We start from the raw sequence: 20,304 nt of genomic DNA on the forward strand, positions 1-20,304 counted from the left end.
CCGCCGGGCCGGTACTTCTTCACCGCGCCGCTCCCATCACCGCGCGCCCCGCACCCCCAGCACCGCGCTCCCCCGCACCCCCATCACCGCCCAACCCGTGCACGTGCCCAGCACGTGCACGGGCTTTCGCGGTTTCCACGCCGAAAAGCCACGAAAAGTCGGGCACGTGCCAGCGTCCCTCAGGCGGGCGGGTGGCCTGGGCGTCGCCCCCGGTCGGCTGGAAGCCCCGCTCAGGCGATCGCTCATCCGCGCGGTCGCCTGGTCGGTCGGACCCGCTCAGGCGATCGCTCACCCGGGCGGTCGCCCAGTCGGTCGCCCGGGTCAGTCGGAGAAGGCGTGCAGCTGCCGGGCGGCCTCGGACAGGGAGCCCGACAGCGAGGGGTAGACCGTGAAGGTCGCCGAGAACTGGTCGACGTTGAGGCGGTTGGCCACAGCCAGCGCGATCGGGAAGATCAGCTCGCTGGCGCGCGGGCCCACGACGACGCCACCGACGATCGTGCTGCTGCCCTTCTTGGCGAAGATCTTGACGAAGCCATCCTGGACGTTCTGCATCTTGGCCCGGGGGTTCTTCGACAGCGGCAGCATCACGGCGCGGGCGTCGACGCGGCCCGAGTCGATGTCAGCCTGGGTCGCACCGACGGTGGCGATCTCGGGGTCGGTGAAGATGTTGGAGCTCACCCGGCCCAGCGCCAGCGGCGCCACTGCGTCACCGAGCGCGTGGGCCACCGCGATCCGACCCTGCATGGCCGCGACCGAGGCCAGGGGGAGGACGCCGGTGCAGTCTCCTGCCGCATACACCCCCTGCACGCTGGTGCGGGAGACCCGGTCGACCTGGATGTGACCGGACCGGCTCAGCGTCACGCCGGCCTCCTCCAGGCCCATCTCGCCGGTGTTGGGGATGGAGCCGACGGCCAGCAGGCAGTGGCTGCCCTCGACCTCGCGCCCGTCCTCCAGGGTCACCACCACCCCGTCGCCCTCGCGACGCACGGCCGCCATGCGGGAGCGGTTGAGGACCGCCATCCCGCGGCGGCGGAAGACCTCCTCCACCACGTTGGCCGCGTCGCCGTCCTCACCGGGCAGCACCCGGTCGCGGGAGGAGATCAGGGTCACGCGGCAGCCGAGGCCCAGGTAGGCATGTGCCAGCTCGGCACCGGTCACGCCGGAGCCGACGACGACGAGGTGCTCAGGCAGCTCGCGCAGGCCCCAGATGTGCTGCCAGGTCAGGATCCGCTCCCCGTCCGGCATCGCGGTGTCCATCACCCGCGGGCGCGTCCCCGTCGCGACGATGACCACGTCCGCCTCGATCTGCCGGGTGGCTGTGGCGGTGTCCTGATCGGAGCCGTGCGGGGCCGGCTCCTCCCCCGAGGCCGGCACGTCCACGCCCTCGACGACCTCCACGGTGGAGGGCCCCAGCAGCCGACCTGCGCCCTGGACCACGTCGACGCCGGCCGACTCCAGCCGCTCGGCGATGTCGCGGGACTGGGCCTGCGCCAGCGCCATGATGCGCTGGTTGACGTCGGAGATGTGCGCGGTCACGCCCTGGTCGCCGGGCACGTTGGCGCCGTCGAAGTGGACGCCGATCCGCTTGGCCGCGCTGAAGCGGTCCATGAAGTCGGCCGTGGCGATCAGCGCCTTGCTCGGGACGCAGTCGGTCAGCACCGCAGCACCACCCAGCCCGGCCCGCTCCACGACGGTGACCTCGGCACCCAGCTGGGCCGCTCCGAGGGCGGCCTCGTAGCCACCCGGTCCCCCGCCGACGACAATGACGGACTTGTTCGCTGCACTCACGGCCCCTATCCAACCACCTGCGCCGCCCCGCGCCCCAGTAGGCTGTGCCAGGTGACTGACGCAGCCAGCCTTGACCTGTCCGATCACAGCACCGACCCGCGCGAGGTGGCCGCCGCCGCGGCCGCCGTGATCGCCGAGCGCAGCGGCGCCGAGCAGCACGACATCGCGCTGGTCCTGGGCAGCGGCTGGAAGCCGGCCGCCGACATCCTGGCCGGCCTGGCGGACGCGGACGCCATCACCGAGATCGACAACACCGACGTCCCCGGCTTCGCGGCCGCGGCGGTCGAGGGCCACTCGGGCACGATGCGCTCCATCCCGCTGAGCAACGGCAAGCGGGTGCTGGTCTACGGCACCCGGACCCACTTCTACGAGGACCGCGGCATCCGCGCCGTCGTCCACGCGATCCGGACCGCCGCCGCCGCCGGCTGCCGCACGATCGTGCTGACCAACGGCTGCGGCGGGCTGCGCCCCGAGTGGGCTCCCGGCACGCCGGTCCTCATCAAGGACCACATCAACCTCACCGCGGCCTCCCCGCTCGAGGGCGCCACGTTCGTCGACCTCACCGACGTCTACACCCCCGCGCTGCGCGACCTCGCCCGCGAGATCGACCCCAGCCTGGAGGAGGGCGTCTACGTCCAGTTCCGCGGGCCCCACTACGAGACCCCGGCCGAGGTCCAGATGGCCAAGGTCATCGGCGGCGACCTCGTCGGCATGTCCACCACCCTCGAGGCCATCGCCGCCCGCGAGGCCGGGATGGACGTCCTGGGCATCTCGCTGGTGACCAACCCGGCCGCCGGCATCAGCCCCACGCCGCTGGACCACCAGGAAGTCATCGAGGCGGGCCAGGCCGCCGCCCAGCGCTGCGGCGAGCTGCTCGCCCGCATCGTCGAGCGCCTCTGACTCCCGCACACCCACCCCGCACCCGACCCCGGTTCCCCGGACCCAAGGAGACCTCGGTATGCCGCAGCACCAGGACCTGCACGTCCTCACCCAGGCCCGCGCCTGGCTCGAGGACGACCCGGACCAGGCCACCCGCGACGAGCTGGCGGCTCTCCTCGAGCGCGCCGAGGGCGGTGACGCCACCGCCGGCGACGAGCTGACCGACCGCTTCGCCGGCTTCCTGGAGTTCGGCACCGCCGGACTCCGTGGCGCCCTGGGCGCCGGTCCCAACCGGATGAACCGCGCCGTGGTCATCCGCACCGCCGCCGGCCTGACCGCATACCTGAAGCAGCAGCTGACCAACGCCGGCGAGCAGCGTGGGCCGGTCGTGGTCGTCGGCTACGACGCCCGCCACAACTCCGACGTCTTCGCCCGCGACACCGCTGCGGTGGTGGTGGCCGCCGGCGGCCGTGCGATGGTCCTGCCCCGTCCCCTCCCCACGCCGGTGCTCGCCTTCGCGATCACCCACCTGGGCGCCGACGCCGGCGTGATGGTGACCGCCAGCCACAACCCGCCGCAGGACAACGGCTACAAGGTCTACCTCGGCGACGGCTCGCAGATCGTCCCGCCCGCCGACAGCCAGATCTCCGACCAGATCGCGCGGGCCACCTCGGTCGCCGGGGTCGAGCGTGCGGAGGACGGCTGGGAGACCCTGGGCGAGGAGGTGCTCGAGGCCTACCTGGACGCGGCCGTGGCCGTGCTCGACCCGGGCAGCTCCCGCGACCTGTCCGTGGTGCACACCGCCCTGCACGGCGTCGGGTCCGAGGTCGTCCAGGCCGCCTTCGAGCGCGCCGGTTTCGCCCGCCCCACGCCGGTCGCCAGCCAGGAGCTCCCCGACCCCGAGTTCCCGACCGTCACCTTCCCCAACCCCGAGGAGCCCGGCGCCATCGACGCCGCCCTCGACCTCGCGGGGCAGGTCGCCCCCGACCTGGTGATCGCCAACGACCCCGACGCCGACCGCTGCGCCCTGGCCGTCCAGGACGGCGGCAGCTGGCGGATGCTGCGCGGGGACGAGGTCGGTGCCCTGCTCGGCCAGCACGTCATCGACCGCGGCCGCGCCACCGGGGAGCGCCGGGTGCTGGCCCGCTCGATCGTCTCCTCACGCCTGCTGGGCGCGATGGCCACCGAGGCCGGCCTGGAGCCGCAGGAGACCCTCACCGGGTTCAAGTGGATCGGGCGCGTGCCGGGCCTGGCCTACGGCTACGAGGAGGCTCTCGGCTACTGCGTCGACCCGGCCACGGTGCCCGACAAGGACGGCGTGACCGCCGCGCTCCTCGCGGCCGAGATGACCGCCGGGCTGAAGGCGGAGGGCCGCACCCTCCTGGACGTCCTGGACGACCTCGCCCTGCGCCACGGCGTGCACCAGACCGATGCCTTCTCGGTCCGGGTGGACGACCTGTCCCTCATCCCCCCGGTGATGGCCCGCCTGCGCACGGAGCCGCCGACCGAGCTCGGTGGCGTCCCGATCGCGGTGGCCGAGGACCTCTCCGAGCCCAGCGGCGACCTGCCCCCCACCGACGGGCTGCGGTTCCTCCTGAACGACCAGACCCGGGTCATCGTGCGCCCCAGCGGCACCGAGCCCAAGCTCAAGGTCTACCTGGAGGCGATCGTGCCCGTGGAGGGTGCCGACGGACTGGCCGCGGCACGCGCCGAGGCCACCCGCCGCCTGGCGGCGGTCCGCTCCGGTATGGAGCAGCTCACCCGCGTCTGAACCCCCACCTGCGGCCGGGGCCCGGGTCGGCTACGTAGACTCGGGCAGCGTGAGCCGCAACGACGCCGACGACGCACCACGGGTCTACCGGACCCTGCCCGCCCAGGTGGTCGGCTGGGGCCTGATGGCCGGCGCCCTGGTGCTGGCGGCGTTCACCCTCAGGGATCTGCTGGAGGAGCGCAGCACCGAGGTGATCGCGCCCCTGGCCCTCATCGCCGGGCTGGCGGCCGCCGCCTGGGTGCTCTTCCTGCGCCCCCGGGCCACGGTCCACCCCGACCGCGTCGAGCTGACCAACGTCATCACCGACACCACCGTCCCGTTCTCCCAGGTGGAGGACGTCACCTTCCAGTGGGCGCTGGAGCTGCACGACAGGCAGGGCCGGCGCCACAGCTCCTGGGCGGTCCCCGTCCGGCGCGAGATGACGCGGCGCCGCAACATCGACGACTTCGCCGAGACCACGCGACGACGGGGCTCGGCCGGCGCGACGGCGCAGGGCGCCTCCGACGAGGTGCTGCGCGCCATCAGCCGGTGGAAGCTGGACGGCAGCCCCCCGCCCGTCGGGGTGGAGGATGCTCCGCCCAGGCCACGGGTGGCCTGGCCGGCCGTCGTGGCGCTGGGGGTGGCCCTCGCCCTGACCGTCGTCGCCCTCCTGGGCTGACCGGCCGACCTAGAATCAGGGTCCATGGAACGTGACGTGAGGCCTCCGGCCACCGCGAGGGTGCTGGTGATCGCCGGTCCGAGCGGCTCGGGCAAGTCCCGGCTCGCCCGACGCCTCCACGCGGCCCACGGCTGGCCGCTGCTGGCCCTGGACGACTTCTACCACGACGTCACGGCCCCGGGTCTGCCCATGAGCCCGTTGGGGCTGGTCGACTGGGACGACGTGCGTTCCTGGAACCTCGAGGCCGCCGTGGACACGCTGGAGTCGCTGTGCCGCGAGGGGCGGGTGGACGTCCCCGTCTACGACATCTCCACCTCCAGCATCACCGGTCAGCGGGAGCTCACCCTGGACGGCCACCCGATCGTGGTGGCCGAGGGCATCTTCGCCGCGCACGTCATCGCCGAGCTGCGTCGACGCGGCGTCCTGGCCGAGGCCTGGTGCGTGCGCAACCGCCCGTGGACGACCTTCGCCCGGCGACTCGCCCGCGACCTGGCCGAGCGCCGCAAGCCACCGCTGACCCTGTGGCGCCGGGGCCACGTCCTGCGCCGCGCCGAGCCGGGTATCGTGGCCACCCAGCAGGCGCTGGGGGCGACCCCGTTGACGGCCAGGGAGGCCGAGCAGCGGGTACCTGGACTGGTGCCCGCATCGACGGCCACGAGCGAGGCAGGAGCAGGGGGATGACCTACCCACCGCCGCAGGGTCCACCGGGCGGTTTCGGCGGATTCGGCCCGCCGCCCGGGTCTTCTCCCCCACCCGGCGCCACGCCCCCACCCCCTCCCGGTCCGGGGACACACCCTGCCAGCCCCGAGCCAGGATCCTGGCAGCAACTGCCCCCGGAGATGCTCACGCGGCTGCACCAGCCCGGCATCGTGCCGTTGCGTCCCCTCCAGCTCTCCGACATCTTCTCCGGCTCGCTGCAGACGATGCGCCGCAACCCGGCCGCGACGATCGGCATGGCCCTCATCGTGCTGGCGATCCTCCTGGTGCCCTCGCTGCTGAGCAGCCTCGCCCTCAACAGCGCGGCCAACCTGGCCAGCGACGACACCATGCTGATCTCCGGCCTGATCAACCTGCTGCTGGGCACCATCGCCTCGGTGGCCCTGACCGGGATGATCATCTTCGTCGTCAGCGAGGCCGTCCTGGGCGACCGGGTCGACCTGCAGAGCACCTGGCAGAAGGTCAAGGGCCGCATTCCCGCGCTGATCGGCTCGGTCCTCATCATCGCCGCCCTCTTCACCGCCATGCTGGCCGCCTTCGGCCTGCTCCTGACCCTGGTCATCGTCGCGGCCGCAGCGGTCGACGCCGCCTGGGCCGCCGTGCTCGTCGGCGTCCTCGGCCTGCTCGGCGTGACCGTCCTGATGCTCTGGGCGGGCTCACGGGTCTCCCTCGCCCCGGCACCGGTCGTGCTGGAGAAGGCCGGGCCCTGGCGCGGCATCACCCGGGCCTGGGAGCTGACGCGCGGCAGGCAGGCCTGGCGGGTCGTGGGCATCACGCTCCTGGCCGGGATCATCACCGGGCTCTTCGCGACCATGGTCCAGGTGCCCATCATCACCGCCCTGACCATCGGCCTCCAGGGCACCCTCGGCCCGGTGTCGGCCCTGCATCCCGCCTTCCTGATCACCGACCACCTGGTCCAGCTGGCCGTGCAGGCCTTCACCATCCCGTTCACCGCCGGCGTCAGCGCCCTGCTCTACCTCGACCAGCGGATCCGCCGCGAGGGGCTCGACGTCACGCTCACGCACGCCGCCCAGGCCCGCGCCGCCGCCCGGCAGCGCTGACCGCGACCCGCGCCGCATGAGGATCCCGCTGGTCCCCGTCGACCCGGACCGCGATCAGGCACGGACCTGGTTGGAGGAGGAGCTGGCCCGACCCGGCTACACCACCGAGCGGTCCCTGGTCTCACGCGTCCTGGAGTGGATCGGCGACCGGCTGCCCAGCCTCGACCTGCCCGGACAGCTCCCTGCCTGGACCGCCTGGGTGGCGCTGGCGGTGGTCCTGGTGGCGGCCCTGGCCGTCATCGCCTTCGGGACGCGGGACCGATGGCGCAAGGCTTCCCTGGCGGACCGTCGCGCCTCGCCGGGCGCGGTCCTGGAGGAGGAGCTGACGGCGCGCGACTACCGTGACCGCGCCCGCTCGGCGATGGCCGCCGGCGACCTCGACGCGGCGCTGGTCGACTCCTACCGGGCCGTCGCCGCGGGAGCCGTCGAACGCACCCTGCTCGACGACCGCCCGGGCCGGACCGCGCACGAGGTCGCGCTGGACCTCGCCGCACCTTTCCCCGCCTTCGCCGCCGAGCTCGGCGTGGCCGGCGACCGCTTCGACGCGGTGCGCTACGGCGACCACCACGCGACGGCCGCCCAGGCCAGGGACATGGCCGAGCTGGAGGCCCGGCTGGCCGCCGAGCGCCCCGTGACCGCACCGGCCCCGGTCGCGACGGTCCCGACTGCACCGTCCGTGCCCCTCACCTCCCAGCCGTTCCATCCCTCGGGGGACACCCGGTGAGCCCGGCGACCGCCCGGCGCGCGGGACTGTGGGCGTTGCTCCTGGTGTCGGTGGCCCTGCTGACGCTCCTGCTCACCGGCACGCGCACGGGCACTCCCCTGGACCCTGCCAATCCCGGCCGCGAAGGCACCAAGGCCCTCGTCGAGGTGCTGCGCGACCGGGGCGTGGACGTCCAGGTGGTGCACGGCACCACGGCCCTGCGGACCGACGGCTCCGGAGGGTCAGGCAGCACCGTGCTTCTCTCCGGCACCGACTACCTGGGGCCGGAGGCGGGTGCAGAGCTCCTGCGGACGGTCAACGACGCGGACCGACTGGTCGTCCTCGTCCCCACCAGCACCCAGGATCCCGGCACCGTCCTCGACCTGGACGTCGATGTCACCTGGTCCCTGGGCAACCCGCTGGACCCGGGGTGCACCAGCACGTTGGTCAGGGAGGGCGACAGGGTGGCCCGCTGGGACGTCGGGCTCGAGGCCGGTCCGGGCCAGCCTGAGGTCGTCGCCTGCTACCCGCCCACCCCCGGCCACAACGCCGGCGGCGCCCGGGCCGGTGCCCTGCTGACCTTCCCCGCCACCCCCGAGCGTCCGGAGATCTTCCTCCTCGGCTTCCCGACCGCCCTGACCAACGAGCACATCACCGACGAGGCCCACGCGGCCCTGGCTCTCCGCCTCCTGGGCCAGAGCCCCACCTTGACCTGGGTGGTGCCGCAGCCCGGCGACGCCGGTCTGGAAGGAGCCACCTCCCTGTGGGAGGTCCTGCCGCGCAACATGACACCGTCGGTGGTGCTCCTCGCCTGTGCCCTGCTGGCCCTGGCGATCTGGCAGGGTCGTCGCCTCGGGCCACCGGTGACCGAGCCCCTTCCCGCCGTCGTCCACGCCAGCCAGACCACCCGCAGCCGGGGTCGGCTCTACCGTCAGGCCCGGGACCGGGCCCATGCCCTCCCTGCCCTCCAGGAGGCCGCCCGGGAGCGGCTCGCCCCACGTCTCGGCCTGCCGCGGACCACCTCCCCGGAGGCGCTCGCACGCGCCGTCGCCGACGCCACCGGACGCTCGCCGGACGAGGTCGAGCGGCTCCTCGTCGGCGCCCTCACCGACGACACCGACACAGCTTTCGTGACCACCGCCCGGGAGCTGCGCTCCCTCGAGGAAGGAATCCACCCATGACCGGCCCCAGCCACGACCCCGCCGGACCCGGCCAGCCCCAGGAGCACGGCCAGCCCGAGGCCCCGACCGATACCGAGTCCCAGGACCACGGGGCCGACGAGCGCGCCCGCGAATCGCTGCGGGCCGTCACCGCCGAGGTCGCCAAGGCCGTCGTTGGCCAGCACCAGGCCGTCACCGGCCTGGTCGTCGGCCTCCTGTGCCGCGGGCACATCCTGCTCGAGGGTGTGCCCGGGGTGGCCAAGACCCTGCTGGTCCGGACCCTCGCCGCCGCCCTCGACATCGACACCAAGCGTGTCCAGTTCACCCCCGACCTCATGCCCGGCGACGTCACCGGCTCGATGGTCTACGACAGCGGGCGCAGCGACTTCACCTTCCGCCCCGGCCCGGTCTTCACCAACCTCCTTCTGGCCGACGAGATCAACCGCACCCCGCCCAAGACCCAGTCCGCCCTCCTGGAAGCCATGGAGGAGCGGCAGGTCACCGTCGACGGCACCAGCCACCGGCTGCCCGACCCGTTCCTGGTCGCCGCCACGCAGAACCCCGTCGAGTACGAAGGCACCTACCCCCTTCCCGAGGCCCAGCTCGACCGCTTCCTGATGAAGCTCGTCCTGCCCCTTCCCCCGCGCGAGGACGAGGTCGAGGTGATCAGCCGCCACGCGGCCGGATTCGACCCGCGCGACCTGCAGGCCGCGGGCGTGCGGGCGGTCGCCTCCCCCGCCGACCTGGCCGCCGGGAGCGCCGCCGTCCGCCGGGTGCAGGTCAGCCCCGAGATCCTGGGGTATGTGGTGGACCTCGCCCGCGCGACCCGCACCTCTCCCTCCCTCCAGCTCGGCGTCAGCCCGCGCGGCGCGACCGCGCTGATGACCACCGCCCGGGCCTGGGCGTGGCTGTCCGGTCGCGACTTCGTCACCCCGGACGACGTCAAGGCCCTGGCTCCGGCCACCCTGGCCCACCGGGTGGCCCTGCGGCCCGAGGCCGAGCTGGAGGGCGTCACGACCGACTCGGTCCTGGCCTCGGTGCTCGGCGCGGTCCCGGTGCCCCGCTGACCAGGAGGAAGCTCACGTGATCGTCCGCGGCCCGGTCGTCGCCCTGGTGCTGCTGGGGCTGATCCCGGCTGCCCTGTGGCCGGACCGGTCCAGGACCATCGCCCTGGTCTGGCTCCTCGCCGTGGCCGTGGCCGTCCTGCTCGACGTCCTCCTGGCGCCCCGTCCCCGCTCGGTCTCGCTCGTGCGCGGGGTCAACCCGCAGGTGCGGCTGGACGAGGAGACCTCCACCACCCTGATGGCCACCAACACCGGGGACCGCCACCTGCGGGGCTTCCTGCGGGACGCGTGGACCCCGTCGGCCGGGGCCTCCGGACGGCGCCACGTCCTCGACCTCCCCCCGGGCGAGCGCCGTGCACTCACGACCACGCTGCGCCCCGTGCGCCGCGGAGACAGACCCGCCGCGGGCGTGACGGTCCGGACCCACGGGCCGCTCGGACTCGGCGGTCGGCAGGCGACCACCACCGTCCCCGGCCACGTCCGCGTGCTTCCTCCTTTCCGCAGCCGCCGGCACCTGCCCAGCAAGCTCGCCCAGCTGCGCCAGCTCGACGGCCGCTCTGCGGTGCGCACCCGCGGCCAGGGCACCGAGTTCGACTCGCTACGCGACTACGTCGACGGGGACGACGTCCGCTCCATCGACTGGCGCGCCACGGCCCGGCGCCAGCATGCGGTCGTGCGGACCTGGCAGCCCGAGCGGGACCGTCGCGTGGTCCTGGTCCTGGACACCTCCCGCACCAGCGCCGCCAGGGTCGGGGACGAGCCCAGGCTCGACGCCGCGATGGACGCGGCGCTGCTCCTCACCGCCGTCGCCACGCACGCCGGCGACCGCGTCGACCTGATCGCCGGCGACCGGACCATCCGCGCGCGGGTGGGTCCGTCGACAGGCGGCTCCGGCTCGACCCGGACGGGCCTGCTTCACCAGATGGTGACCGCGATGGCCCCCTTGGAGCCGGTCCTGGTCGAGGCCGACTGGACCATGCTGGCCGGAGCGGTCGGCCGGCTGACGCGACGCCGTGCGCTCGTGGTCCTGCTGACCCCCCTCGAGCCGGCCGCGGTCGAGGAGGGTCTGCTGCCGGCACTGGCCGGCCTCACCTCTCGTCACCGCGTCGTGCTGGCCTCGGTGGCCGACCCGGAGGTCCGCCGCCTGGCCTCGGACCTCTCCACGGTCGAGGCCGTCTACGACGCAGCCGCGGCCGAGCGGACCGACCTGCTGCGTGCACGCACCGCCACCGCCCTGGCCCAGCTCGGGGTCAGCGTGGTGGACGAGCAGCCCCAGGACCTGCCGCTCGCACTCGTGGACCACTACCTCGGGCTGAAGGCGGCCGGCCTTCTCTGAATGTCGGCCTACCATGGAGCACGTGCAGATCACCCTCATCCGGGAGCCTCGCCCGTGACCAGGCCAGAGAAGCCGGCCGAGAGCACCCGGCACCCCCAGCCGGTCGACCTGACCAAGTTCGCGTGGCTCTCCATCGCCGCGGCCCTGCTGACGATCGGTCTCAAAGGAGCCGCCTGGTGGGTCACCGACTCGGTCGGCCTGCTCTCCGACGCCGCCGAGTCGACGGTCAACCTCGTCGCCGCGGTCGTCGCGCTGATGGCCCTGAGGGTCGCCCTGCGCCCGCCGGACCGCAAGCACAACTACGGTCACAGCAAGGCCGAATACTTCTCGGCGGCCGTCGAGGGTCTGATGATCTTCGTCGCCGCCGCCGTGATCCTCATGGCCTCGGTGCAGCGCTTCCTCAACCCTGCCCCGCTGGAGAACGTCGGGATCGGTCTGGCCATCTCCGTGATCGCCTCGGTCGTCAACGGCGCCGTGGCCTGGGTCCTCATCCGCGCGGGCAAGAAGCACCGCTCGATCACCCTGACCGCAGACGGCAAGCACCTGCTCACCGACGTGTGGACCTCCGTGGGCGTCGTCGTCGGTGTCCTGCTGGTGTGGCTGACCGGCTGGGAGCGGCTGGACCCGATCGTCGCCTTCGCGGTCGGGGTCAACATCCTCATCACCGGCTGGGGCCTCATCCGGGCCTCCACGGCCGGCCTGATGGACGTGAGCCTCCCGCAGGAGGACAACGACAACCTGCGCGAGATCGTCAACCGGTTCACCAACGACGACATCCAGTTCCACGCCTTCCGGACCCGTGAGGCTGGCCACCGCCGGTTCATGGAGATGCACCTGCTCGTGCCCGGCCAATGGACGGTCCAACGCGGGCACGACCTCGCCGAGGACATCACCGACGCGCTGCTGGAGGCCTATCCGGACCTGCGCGTCAGCATGCACCTGGAGCCGGTCGAGGACCCCCGGTCCTACGAGGACATCGGCATCTGAGGCCCCGGTAAGTCGCTGAAGACGTACCAGCAGATGGCGTTGCGCCGCTCCTGGTCCTCAAGCACCAGGGCGACCAGGTGCTCCGGGAGCTGGTCGCGCTGCCAGTCCCGCTCGGCGAGCCGCACCCCGGGATCCTCCGGGTATGCGGCCTGCGCCGCCTTGATCGCGTGCCCTCCCCGGGACCGCGACTCCATCATCCCCAGCGTGCCTGCTGCCCAGGACCGGGCTGTCAGGATCGCCTCCCGGGGCCGAGCGTCCTGCGGCGACTCCTGGCACCGCCGACCCGATCAGAGCCCGTCACGGCTCGACCGCGGGATGACCCGGCCGTCAACCGGCCAGATATCGGCCCGACCGGCCAGCTATAACCGGCCGGTCGGGCCAGGATCTGGCCGGGTGACGTGGCGGATGGTCCGGGCGACCGCCCGTTCAGGGCTGGACGAACACCGCCACGGTGCGGGCCGGGACGTGCGCCGTGCCGGCGGCCGCGTCCCAGGTCGCCGTCTTGACGATCTCGTCGGCGCCTGCCGCCTGCACCGGCGAGAGCTCCATCGAGGCTCCTTCCAGCCCGGGCACGATCTGGTCGACGGCCTCGCCGGAGGCGTTGAAGACCACGACCAGCCCGTCCAGCGCCGGGTCGACGTCGGTGCCGACGGTGTCATCGATCCGCATGACGATCACCTGCTCGTCACCCGACTCGGTGCCCGACACCGGGAAGGAGACCTTCTCCTGGATGAGGGCGGGGTCGGCCAGCCGGAAGAGTTCGGTCGAGAAGCGCAGCCGCAGCAGGTCGGCGGCCATCGCCGAGGCCTGCTCGATGTCCTCCGGCGCGGGCTTGAGCGAGGGGTCGGCCAGGAGCGGGCGCATGAGATCCCACTTGTCGCCGTTGTCGCCCTCGGGCGGCAGGCCCCGGCCGAAGCCGTTGTCGGTCATCGTGAAGTCGAGCAGGTTGAACCAGTCGCCGCTGTTGTAGGAGTTGCGGTCCAGGCTCTTGCTGCGCAGCAGGTCGGCGCCCGCGTGCCAGAAACTGATCGACTGCGACAGCGTGGTCGTCGCGAGCGCGACTGTGTTGGCGCGCACCCGGTCGGCCATCGGCAGGTCCTGGGGCAGCTTGAAGGTCAGCGCGTCGAAGAGCGTCTCGTTGTCGTGGGCGTCGACATAGTTGACGACCTCGTCGGGGTCCTCGGCGTAGGCCGCCGGCGACCCGTTGTAGTCGATCTGCTCGCCGGGCACGACCTGGCCGGTCTCCTGGCTGCGCAGCTGGAAGTCGCGCAGGTTGCCGGCCAGCCCGATCTGCACGAGGTCGGTGTCGTTGGCGCTCGTCCCGCCGGTGGCGAAGCCCTTCTCGGCGCCAGGGTCATCGTCGAACGGCCCACCGCCACGCACGCCGTCGCGGAGACGGTCGTTGAAGGTGGCGATCGAGGTGCCGTCCAGCTGGCCCTGGGTGGCCTGGTAGAACCGGGCGTTGTCCGCGACCTCGCCGAAGTTCCAGCCCTCGCCGTAGAGCGTCACGGCCGCGCCGTCCACGCCGTCCTTCTTCACGCTCAGCCCGTCCAGGGCCTCCCGCACGGCCTCCATGTTCTCGCGGCTGTGGTGGCCCATGAGGTCGAAGCGGAAGCCGTCGACCTTGTAGTCGCGCGCCCAGAGCACGACCGCGTCGACCATGAGCTTCTCGGCCATCTCGTGCTCGGTGGCGATGTTCTGGCAGCAGGTCGAGGTCTCGACCTGGCCGACCGCGTTGAGCCGGTGGTAGTAGCCCGGCACGATCCGGTCCAGCACCGACTTCTCGCCCTGGCCCGACTGGGCGGTGTGGTTGAAGACCTTGTCCAGGACCACGCGCATGCCGGAGTCGTGCAGGCCGCCGACCATCGTGCGGAACTCCGCCACCCGCTCACCACCGTGGGCGGCCTCCGCGGTCGAGGCGTAGGAGCCCTCCGGCGCCATGAAGTGCCAGGGGTCGTAGCCCCAGTTGAAGGCGTCGGTGTCGGCCTGGGCCATGACGCAGGCCTGCTGCTCCTCGCTGTCGGGGGCGTAGGACCCCAGGTCGCAGTCAGGAGTCGTCTGCGCCGCAGGGTCCTCCTCGATGCTGGCGATGTCGAAGGTCGGCAGCAGGTGGACCGTGTTCATCCCGGCCTCCGCGAGCGCCTCCAGGTGCCGCCTGCCGTAGCCGTCCTCGGCGAAGGCCAGGTAGGAGCCGCGCAGCTCGGCCGGCACGTCCGGGTCGGCCATCGAGAAGTCGCGCACGTGCAGCTCGTAGATGGTCTGGTCGACCTCCTCCTCCAGCTGCGGGGCTGACGCGGTGCGCCACAGCTCCGGCTGCCAACGGCGGTCGTCCAGGTCGACGATCACCGAGCGCTCGCTGTTGAGGGTGAGCGCCACCGACCAGGGGTCGGTGACCAGGTTGGTCTCCACCTGACCCGTCGCGGGGACGAACACGTCCACCTCGTAGAGGTACTCCATACCGGTCCAGCTCTTCTTGCCCTTGGCGCTCCAGGAGCCGTCGCCGGAGCGCTTCATGTCCACCCGCTGCGGGTCACCGGTCGAGCCCTCCGGCCACAGCAGCAGGTCCACGTCCTGGGCGGTCGGCGCCCAGACAGTCAGCGAAGGATTGGGGCCCTTCCAGCCGATCCCGTATGCGGTGTCCCTCGCCTTCTCCGCGTAGAGGGAGTCCAGCACGCCCGGGATCTGCACCCCGGTCGCGTCCCGCAGACGGCCGAGGTCGTCATACATCGCGACCGCGACCTGGCCCTGGAGGATCTCGGGAGCGAGCTTGGCGGTCTTCTTGTCGAGCCGCAGCGCGAGATAGCCCTTCAGGTGCGGGAAGTCCTCGGTCACCGAGGTCGGCAGCCCGGCCGGGTCGTAGGTCAACGGGGCGGACCGCCCGCCGGTGACATCCTCGGCGTCGACCGTGAGGCCGCCGTCGGGCGACCAGTGCAGGCGCCAGTCCATCAGGGCCGGGTCGTCGACACCGGTGGCCGGCCAGGCGATGAGGTCCGGGGCGACCCAGTAGGCGCGGGCCGTGGTCAGGTCGGGGGCGACACCGGCCTCGGAGGTGGTCACGGTCAGCACGTGGCTGGCGAGGTCGTAGCTGAAGGTCACCACGACACCGTCGGAGGGCACGGAGAAGCCGATGTTGGCGCCGCCGGGCGCCCCGCCCTCGCCGTAGTTCTCGTCCCAGGACAGCCCGTGGGCGACCTTCGTCTCGTAGTTGCCGGCCGGGATCGCGGTCGTGGAGTAGGTGTAGACGCCGTCACCGTCCGGGTCGACCAGCCACGGCAGCATGCAGCTCGGGTCCCAGTCACCGGGGCAGCCGAGCTCGTCCTGGTGCGACCCGGGCGCGGTGATGATCGGGCCCTCCTCGTCGGAGGTCACGTACTGCCGGGCGTGGTCGTAGTAGAAGGTCACCTGGCCGTCGTCGGTGGTGTAGGGGATGTTGGCGCCGCCCGGAGCACCGCCGGCGCCATAGTTCTCGTCCCAGCTGTTGTTGATCGCCGCCTTGTACTCATAGCTCCCGGGCGCGATCTGGTAGGTGCCCTTCCAGATCGAGTCCTTGGCGTCCAGCGCCAGCTGCGCCTCCGCGCAGTCGGGCTGCCAGTCCTCGGCGCAGCCCATCTCGTCGTTGTGGCTGCCGGGGACCGAGACCGCACCGGGCTGCTCGACCGGGCCGACGGGGTCGCTGCCGCCGCCGTCACCGCCACCGGAGCCGGGCTCCCCCACGACCCCGTAGGATGAGGAGGCCGAGATGTTGCCCGAGTGGTCCTTGAGGACGGCGCGATACTCGAGCAGGGTGCCGTGCGGCATACCGGAGACGTCGTGGAAGACGCGGTAGGGCGCGTTGTCGTCGGTGCCGATCACGGTCCAGTCCTCCACCCCCACCGGGCGGTAGGCGAAGGTGACCTGGGCGAAGGCGTTGTCGGGCACCGAGGCGCCGATCTCGGCGCGGCCGCCGACGACGCCCCCGGCCGAGGGCGAGTCGAGGTAGACCGCGGGCGCCTCCTTGCGCTTCTTCAGCGCCTTGCCGGCCTGGTAGACCTCGACCGACAGCGGGGCGACCTCGACGGCCAGACGGGCGTCGGCGCCGGTCTTGATCTTGGCGCGGTCGCCGTAGATCGCCGTGAACTGCGTCTTCTCGCTGTAGGTCGGGACCGTCACGGTCTTGGTCTGCGTGGAGTTGTTGGCCACCACGACGTACTCGACCAGCTGGTCCGCGTCGAGCCGGGAGAAGGCGTAGATGCCGGCGTCGGAGCTGGCGTAGCGGTGGATCTGGGCGCCGTCGGCCAGGGCGGGGTGCGCCTTGACGAGCGCGCCCAGGGCGGCGATCTGCGCGTAGAGCGGGTGCGTGGTGTCGTAGCGGTCCATCGATCCGGACGGGGCGGCGATGAGCGGCTCTGCGGCATACTGCTCGACCTGGGTGGCGAACATGTCCTGCCGGGCGTCCTTGTCGCCGCCGGCACCGATGAAGCCCTGCTCGTCGCCGTAGTAGACGACCGGCTGCCCGCGCGTGAGGAACATCAGCTCGTTGGTCAGCTCGACCCGCTGCTGGAGCTCGTCGCCGGAGTAGCCCGAGCCAGCCAGCATCATCGCGGCCCGGCCCATGTCGTGGTTGCCGGTGAAGGTCGGCAGCTGGTAGGCGTTGGAGTCGGTGTCGGTGTAGTAGTCGTCCTGGGCGTAGAAGGTGCGCAGGTCGGTGGTCGGGGCACCCTTGGCGAAGTCGACCGAGCGGGCCTGGAAGCCGAAGTCGATGACGGCCTGCAGCTCGCCCTCGGTGGTGAAGGTGGACAGGTAGTCGGGGTTGGAGTCGTAGACCTCCCCGAACATGAAGAAGTCCTCGTTGCCGGCGCGGGCCGCCTCGAGCACCCGGGGGCTGAACTCCTGCCAGAACTCCATGTTGACGTGCTTGACGGTGTCGATCCGGAAGCCGTCGATGCCCATCTCTGCCCAGGTCGAGTAGATGTCGATCATGCCGTCGACGACCTCGGTGCGCTCGGTGAAGAGGTCGTCCAGACCGACGAAGTCGCCGTAGGTGTTGGACTCCCCGGACCAGGTCGAGTCGCCGCGGTTGTGGTACATCGTCGGGTCGTTGAGCCAGTCGGGCACCTTGACCGTCGCGTCCTCCTCGGACCGGAAGACCGGCGTGTAGGGGAAGGAGGTGGCCGGGTCCATCAGCGGGAACGGCTTGTTGATGTAGTCACGGTCGTCGAAGGCGTTGCCGGCCGCGTCGCGGTAGGGCTCGGTCGCCTTGTCGACATAGCTGTAGATGCCCTCCTCGTAGTCGATGACGTCCGCGGTGTGGTTGGTGATGATGTCGAAGTAGACCTTCATCCCGCGCGCGTGGGCTGCGTCGACGAGCTGGGCCATCTCCTCGTTGGTGCCCAGGTGCGGGTCGATCTGGGTGAAGTCGGTGATCCAGTAGCCGTGGTAGCCGGCGCTGGCGTTCTCCCCCTCCCCCTGCACCGGGCGGTTCTTGAAGCTGGGCGTCAGCCAGATGGCGGTGGTGCCCAGGCCCTCGATGTAGTCCAGCCGCTCCATGATCCCGGCCAGGTCCCCGCCGTGGTAGAAGCCCTTGTCGGTCGGGTCGAAGCCGTGGTCGAGCCGGTCGCCCTCGATGCCCGCGGTGTCGTTGGTCTCGTCCCCGTTGGCGAAGCGGTCGGCCATGACGAAGTAGAACTGCTCGTCCGTGACCGGGTTGCGCAGGCTGTCCAGCGCCAGGGCCCGGTCGTCCTCGTCGGCCGGGCCCTCCAGCTCGGTCGGCGCGACGCCGACGGCGTCGGTCTCCTCGTCATAGCTGAAGGCCAGCGTCGCCGGCCCCTGGAGCACCAGCGGCAGGTTGTCGGCGGGGTGGGACTCCTCCCACCCGCCGTCCAGGGCCACCTTGAACTCCCAGGTGCCCTCGGGCACCTCGAAGACGCCTCGGTATGTGGTTTCGCTCCCCTCGACCTGCTCCAGCCCGGTGGCCTCGCAGGTGGGTTGCCAGTCCTCGGAGCAGCCCAGCTCGTCCTGGAGGTCACCGACGAGGGTGACCGTGCGGTCCGCGGCCGCCGCGGGCGGTGCGGTCGCGACCGGGAGCGTCGCGCCCGCGGCCGCAGTGGCCAGGAGGGAGGCGGTGAGGAGACCGGGGAACACGCGAGAGGTCATGACGACTCCAAGGGATACGCGGGACGGACCTATTCACGCTACGGCCGACAGGGGCCCCCGGCAAGGGAGATGGGCCCACTTTGCCGAATCGAGATCTTTGGCTCGACGCCCTCGCTCCGGCGCCGTCAGGCGGAGACGGGTGCGGCGTCGGCCTGGAGGTCCGCACCCACGTCGCCGGTCGCGCCGGCACGGGCCGCCCTGCGCCCGAGGGTGAAGACGTAGACGAAGAAGAGTGCCAGGGCCGCGGCTCCGATCCCGATGCGGGCCCAGGTCGGCAGCGGGGACGGCGTGACGAAGCCTTCGATGATCCCCGAGAGCAGCAGCACGAAGACCAGCCCGATCGCCACGCCGGCCGCGGTCCGGCCCTCGGCGGCCAGCGCGGCCAGCCGCGTCCGGCGGCCGGGTGCCACCCAGGCCCAGAAGAGCCGCATACCGACCCCGGCCGCGACGAAGATCGCCATCAGCTCCAGGAGCCCGTGGGGGGTGAGCAGGCCCCAGAAGACGTCGGCCCGGCCGTGGCGGTGCATGAGCGACCCGATGACGGCCACGTTGGCGATGTTCTGCCACAGCAGCCAGACCACCGGCACCCCCAGGACGCCCATCCCGATGCATCGGGCCGCGACCCAGGCGTTGTTGACCCAGACGAGGGTGGAGAAGCTGCTGGCGGCGTGCTCGGAGTAGTAGCTCTCGAACTGCACGTTGACCAGCGCCTGCACCTCTTCCGGGCTCATGAGGGAGTTCTCCACGACGGGGTGCTCGACCAGCCACCAACCCAGGAGCAGCCCCACCACGACGTTGAGGATCGCGGTGATCCCCCACCACCAGCGCAGCCGGTAGAGCGCGGCGGGGAAGTCCTCGGCGAAGAAGCGGCCGATCCCCGACCACGTCAGTGTGGGCACCCGGGCGGCCCTGGCGCGGGCGCGCGCGATGAGTGCGGACAGGTAGGAGACCACCGTGGCGTCGGGCGCGGTGGACCGGACCACGGACAGGTCGGTCGCGGCCCGCTGGTAGCCGTCGAGCAGCTCGTCGGCCTCGGCACCCGTCAGCCGCCGTCGGCGGGAGAGCGCGTCGAGGCGGCGCCAGCTGCTCTGCCGGCGTCCTACCAGGGCGTCGAGGTCCACGCGGCCACTGTATGCGCAGGGTCGCGTCGTTAGGATCTCGCCATGTCCTCCCGGGGGATCTTCGAGCACGAGCGCTTCGTCACCAGCGAGGCGGTCGAGATCGAGCTGCCCGCCGCCAGCCTCGCTCTGCGGATGGTCTCCGGCCTGATCGACCTGGCCGTGACGGCCCTGGTCCTGGTGGCGATCCTCTATCTGACCCCGCTGGACCTGTTCGCCGCCGACGTCGCCCTGGGGCAGGCCTTCGCGATCGCGCTGATGGTCCTGGTGATGGCGCTGCTGCCGATCGGGCTGGAGACCTTCCTGCACGGCCGGACGCTGGGCAAGCTGGCGACGGGTCTGCGGACCGTGCGCGACGACACCGGGCCGATCGGGCTGAGGCACGCCACGATCCGGGCCCTGGCGGGCGCCTTCGAGCTGTGGATGACCTTCGGCGGACTGGCGCTGCTGGTGGCGATGACCAACGAGAGGGCCAAGCGGCTGGGCGACTTCCTGGCCGGGACCTACGTGGTCAAGGACCGGGTCCGGCTCACGGTGCCGGCCGGCCCGGCGATGCCCGAGGGGCTGGAGGGCTGGGCCCGCTCGGCCGACATCGGGGTGCTGCCGGACGCGCTGGTGGTGGCGACCCGTCAGTTCCTGCTTCGCGCGGCCAGCCTGGCGCCCGAGGCGCGCGCCCGGACCGGGGCCGAGCTCTACGCCGCGCTGCAGCCGCGGGTCGCTCCCCAGCCTCCCCCCGGGCACCATCCGGAGCAGGTGATGGCGGCGGTGCTGGCCGAGCGCCGGCGCCGAGACGAGGTCAGGTTGGTCCGCGACGACCAGCTGCGCGCCCGGCTGCTCCCCTGACCACCTCGCTCCGGCCCACTCCCCTGACCTCCTGGGTGGCGACCGGCTCCGACCGCCGCGGGGACGGCCACCTCAGCCGGCTGCGGG

The 20,304-nt window shown here is 72.3% G+C and carries 14 protein-coding genes and 1 pseudogene; 11 read left to right on the forward strand and 4 right to left on the reverse strand.

From position 1 onward, the window contains the following. Positions 1-321: 321 nt before the first annotated feature. Positions 322-1,788 carry an NAD(P)H-quinone dehydrogenase gene (locus ACTMMA_RS09155; RefSeq protein WP_441189821.1) on the reverse strand — a complete coding sequence of 489 codons (1,467 nt, stop codon included), beginning with the start codon at positions 1,786-1,788 and terminating at the stop codon, positions 322-324. Between the two features lie 51 nt (positions 1,789-1,839). Between ACTMMA_RS09155 and ACTMMA_RS09160 the strand changes: the two genes are divergently transcribed. The 10 genes from ACTMMA_RS09160 (at position 1,840) to ACTMMA_RS09205 (ending at position 12,124) form a co-directional block, all read left to right on the forward strand. Beyond that, a complete protein-coding gene (locus ACTMMA_RS09160) occupies positions 1,840-2,688 on the forward strand; it encodes a purine-nucleoside phosphorylase (RefSeq protein WP_441189822.1) in 849 nt (282 codons plus the stop codon). A 58-nt stretch (positions 2,689-2,746) separates the two neighbouring features. Continuing rightward, entirely contained in the window at positions 2,747-4,438 is a 1,692-nt protein-coding gene (locus ACTMMA_RS09165; RefSeq protein WP_441189823.1) for a phospho-sugar mutase, read from the forward strand. A gap of 49 nt (positions 4,439-4,487) precedes the next feature. After that, positions 4,488-5,096 (forward strand): hypothetical protein, encoded by a 609-nt coding sequence (locus ACTMMA_RS09170; RefSeq protein ID WP_441189824.1) that lies wholly within the window; start codon positions 4,488-4,490, stop codon positions 5,094-5,096. A 24-nt stretch (positions 5,097-5,120) separates the two neighbouring features. Next, a complete protein-coding gene (locus ACTMMA_RS09175; protein ID WP_441189825.1) occupies positions 5,121-5,777 on the forward strand; it encodes a uridine kinase family protein in 657 nt (218 codons plus the stop codon). Positions 5,778-5,935: 158 nt separating this feature from the next. Next, positions 5,936-6,874 carry a DUF7847 domain-containing protein gene (locus tag ACTMMA_RS09180; protein WP_441189826.1) on the forward strand — a complete coding sequence of 313 codons (939 nt, stop codon included), beginning with the start codon at positions 5,936-5,938 and terminating at the stop codon, positions 6,872-6,874. 16 nt (positions 6,875-6,890) lie between these two features. Beyond that, positions 6,891-7,598 carry a DUF4129 domain-containing protein gene (locus ACTMMA_RS09185; RefSeq protein WP_441189827.1) on the forward strand — a complete coding sequence of 236 codons (708 nt, stop codon included), beginning with the start codon at positions 6,891-6,893 and terminating at the stop codon, positions 7,596-7,598. Next, positions 7,595-8,758, forward strand: a complete 1,164-nt coding sequence (locus ACTMMA_RS09190) for a DUF4350 domain-containing protein (protein ID WP_441189828.1) — start codon at positions 7,595-7,597, stop codon at positions 8,756-8,758. Before ACTMMA_RS09185 ends, ACTMMA_RS09190 begins: the two co-directional genes overlap by 4 nt. Then, complete coding sequence (locus ACTMMA_RS09195) at positions 8,755-9,804, forward strand: AAA family ATPase (protein WP_441189829.1); 1,050 nt, start codon at positions 8,755-8,757, stop codon at positions 9,802-9,804. Before ACTMMA_RS09190 ends, ACTMMA_RS09195 begins: the two co-directional genes overlap by 4 nt. 16 nt (positions 9,805-9,820) lie before the next feature. After that, complete coding sequence (locus tag ACTMMA_RS09200; protein WP_441189830.1) at positions 9,821-11,137, forward strand: DUF58 domain-containing protein; 1,317 nt, start codon at positions 9,821-9,823, stop codon at positions 11,135-11,137. 54 nt (positions 11,138-11,191) lie between these two features. Further along, a complete protein-coding gene (locus ACTMMA_RS09205) occupies positions 11,192-12,124 on the forward strand; it encodes a cation diffusion facilitator family transporter (protein WP_441189831.1) in 933 nt (310 codons plus the stop codon). Here the strand turns inward: ACTMMA_RS09205 and ACTMMA_RS09210 are convergent. From ACTMMA_RS09210 to ACTMMA_RS09220, 3 genes and pseudogenes are all read right to left on the reverse strand, one after another. After that, a pseudogene (locus tag ACTMMA_RS09210) lies at positions 12,103-12,381 on the reverse strand (putative immunity protein); the annotation flags it as partial. The gene ACTMMA_RS09205 and the pseudogene ACTMMA_RS09210 sit on opposite strands and share 22 nt — an antisense overlap. Positions 12,382-12,550: 169 nt before the next feature. Further along, positions 12,551-18,256, reverse strand: coding sequence for a pullulanase-type alpha-1,6-glucosidase (gene pulA, locus ACTMMA_RS09215; RefSeq protein ID WP_441189832.1), 5,706 nt, complete (start codon positions 18,254-18,256; stop codon positions 12,551-12,553). A 125-nt stretch (positions 18,257-18,381) separates the two neighbouring features. After that, positions 18,382-19,377 (reverse strand): stage II sporulation protein M, encoded by a 996-nt coding sequence (locus tag ACTMMA_RS09220; RefSeq protein ID WP_441189833.1) that lies wholly within the window; start codon positions 19,375-19,377, stop codon positions 18,382-18,384. A 42-nt stretch (positions 19,378-19,419) separates the two neighbouring features. Here ACTMMA_RS09220 and ACTMMA_RS09225 point away from each other — a divergent pair, with 42 nt between their 5' ends. Beyond that, positions 19,420-20,217, forward strand: a complete 798-nt coding sequence (locus ACTMMA_RS09225) for an RDD family protein (protein WP_441189834.1) — start codon at positions 19,420-19,422, stop codon at positions 20,215-20,217. Positions 20,218-20,304 lie beyond the last annotated feature (87 nt).

This window comes from Ornithinimicrobium panacihumi (assembly GCF_052073805.1).
GTDB lineage: Bacteria > Actinomycetota > Actinomycetes > Actinomycetales > Dermatophilaceae > Ornithinicoccus > Ornithinicoccus panacihumi.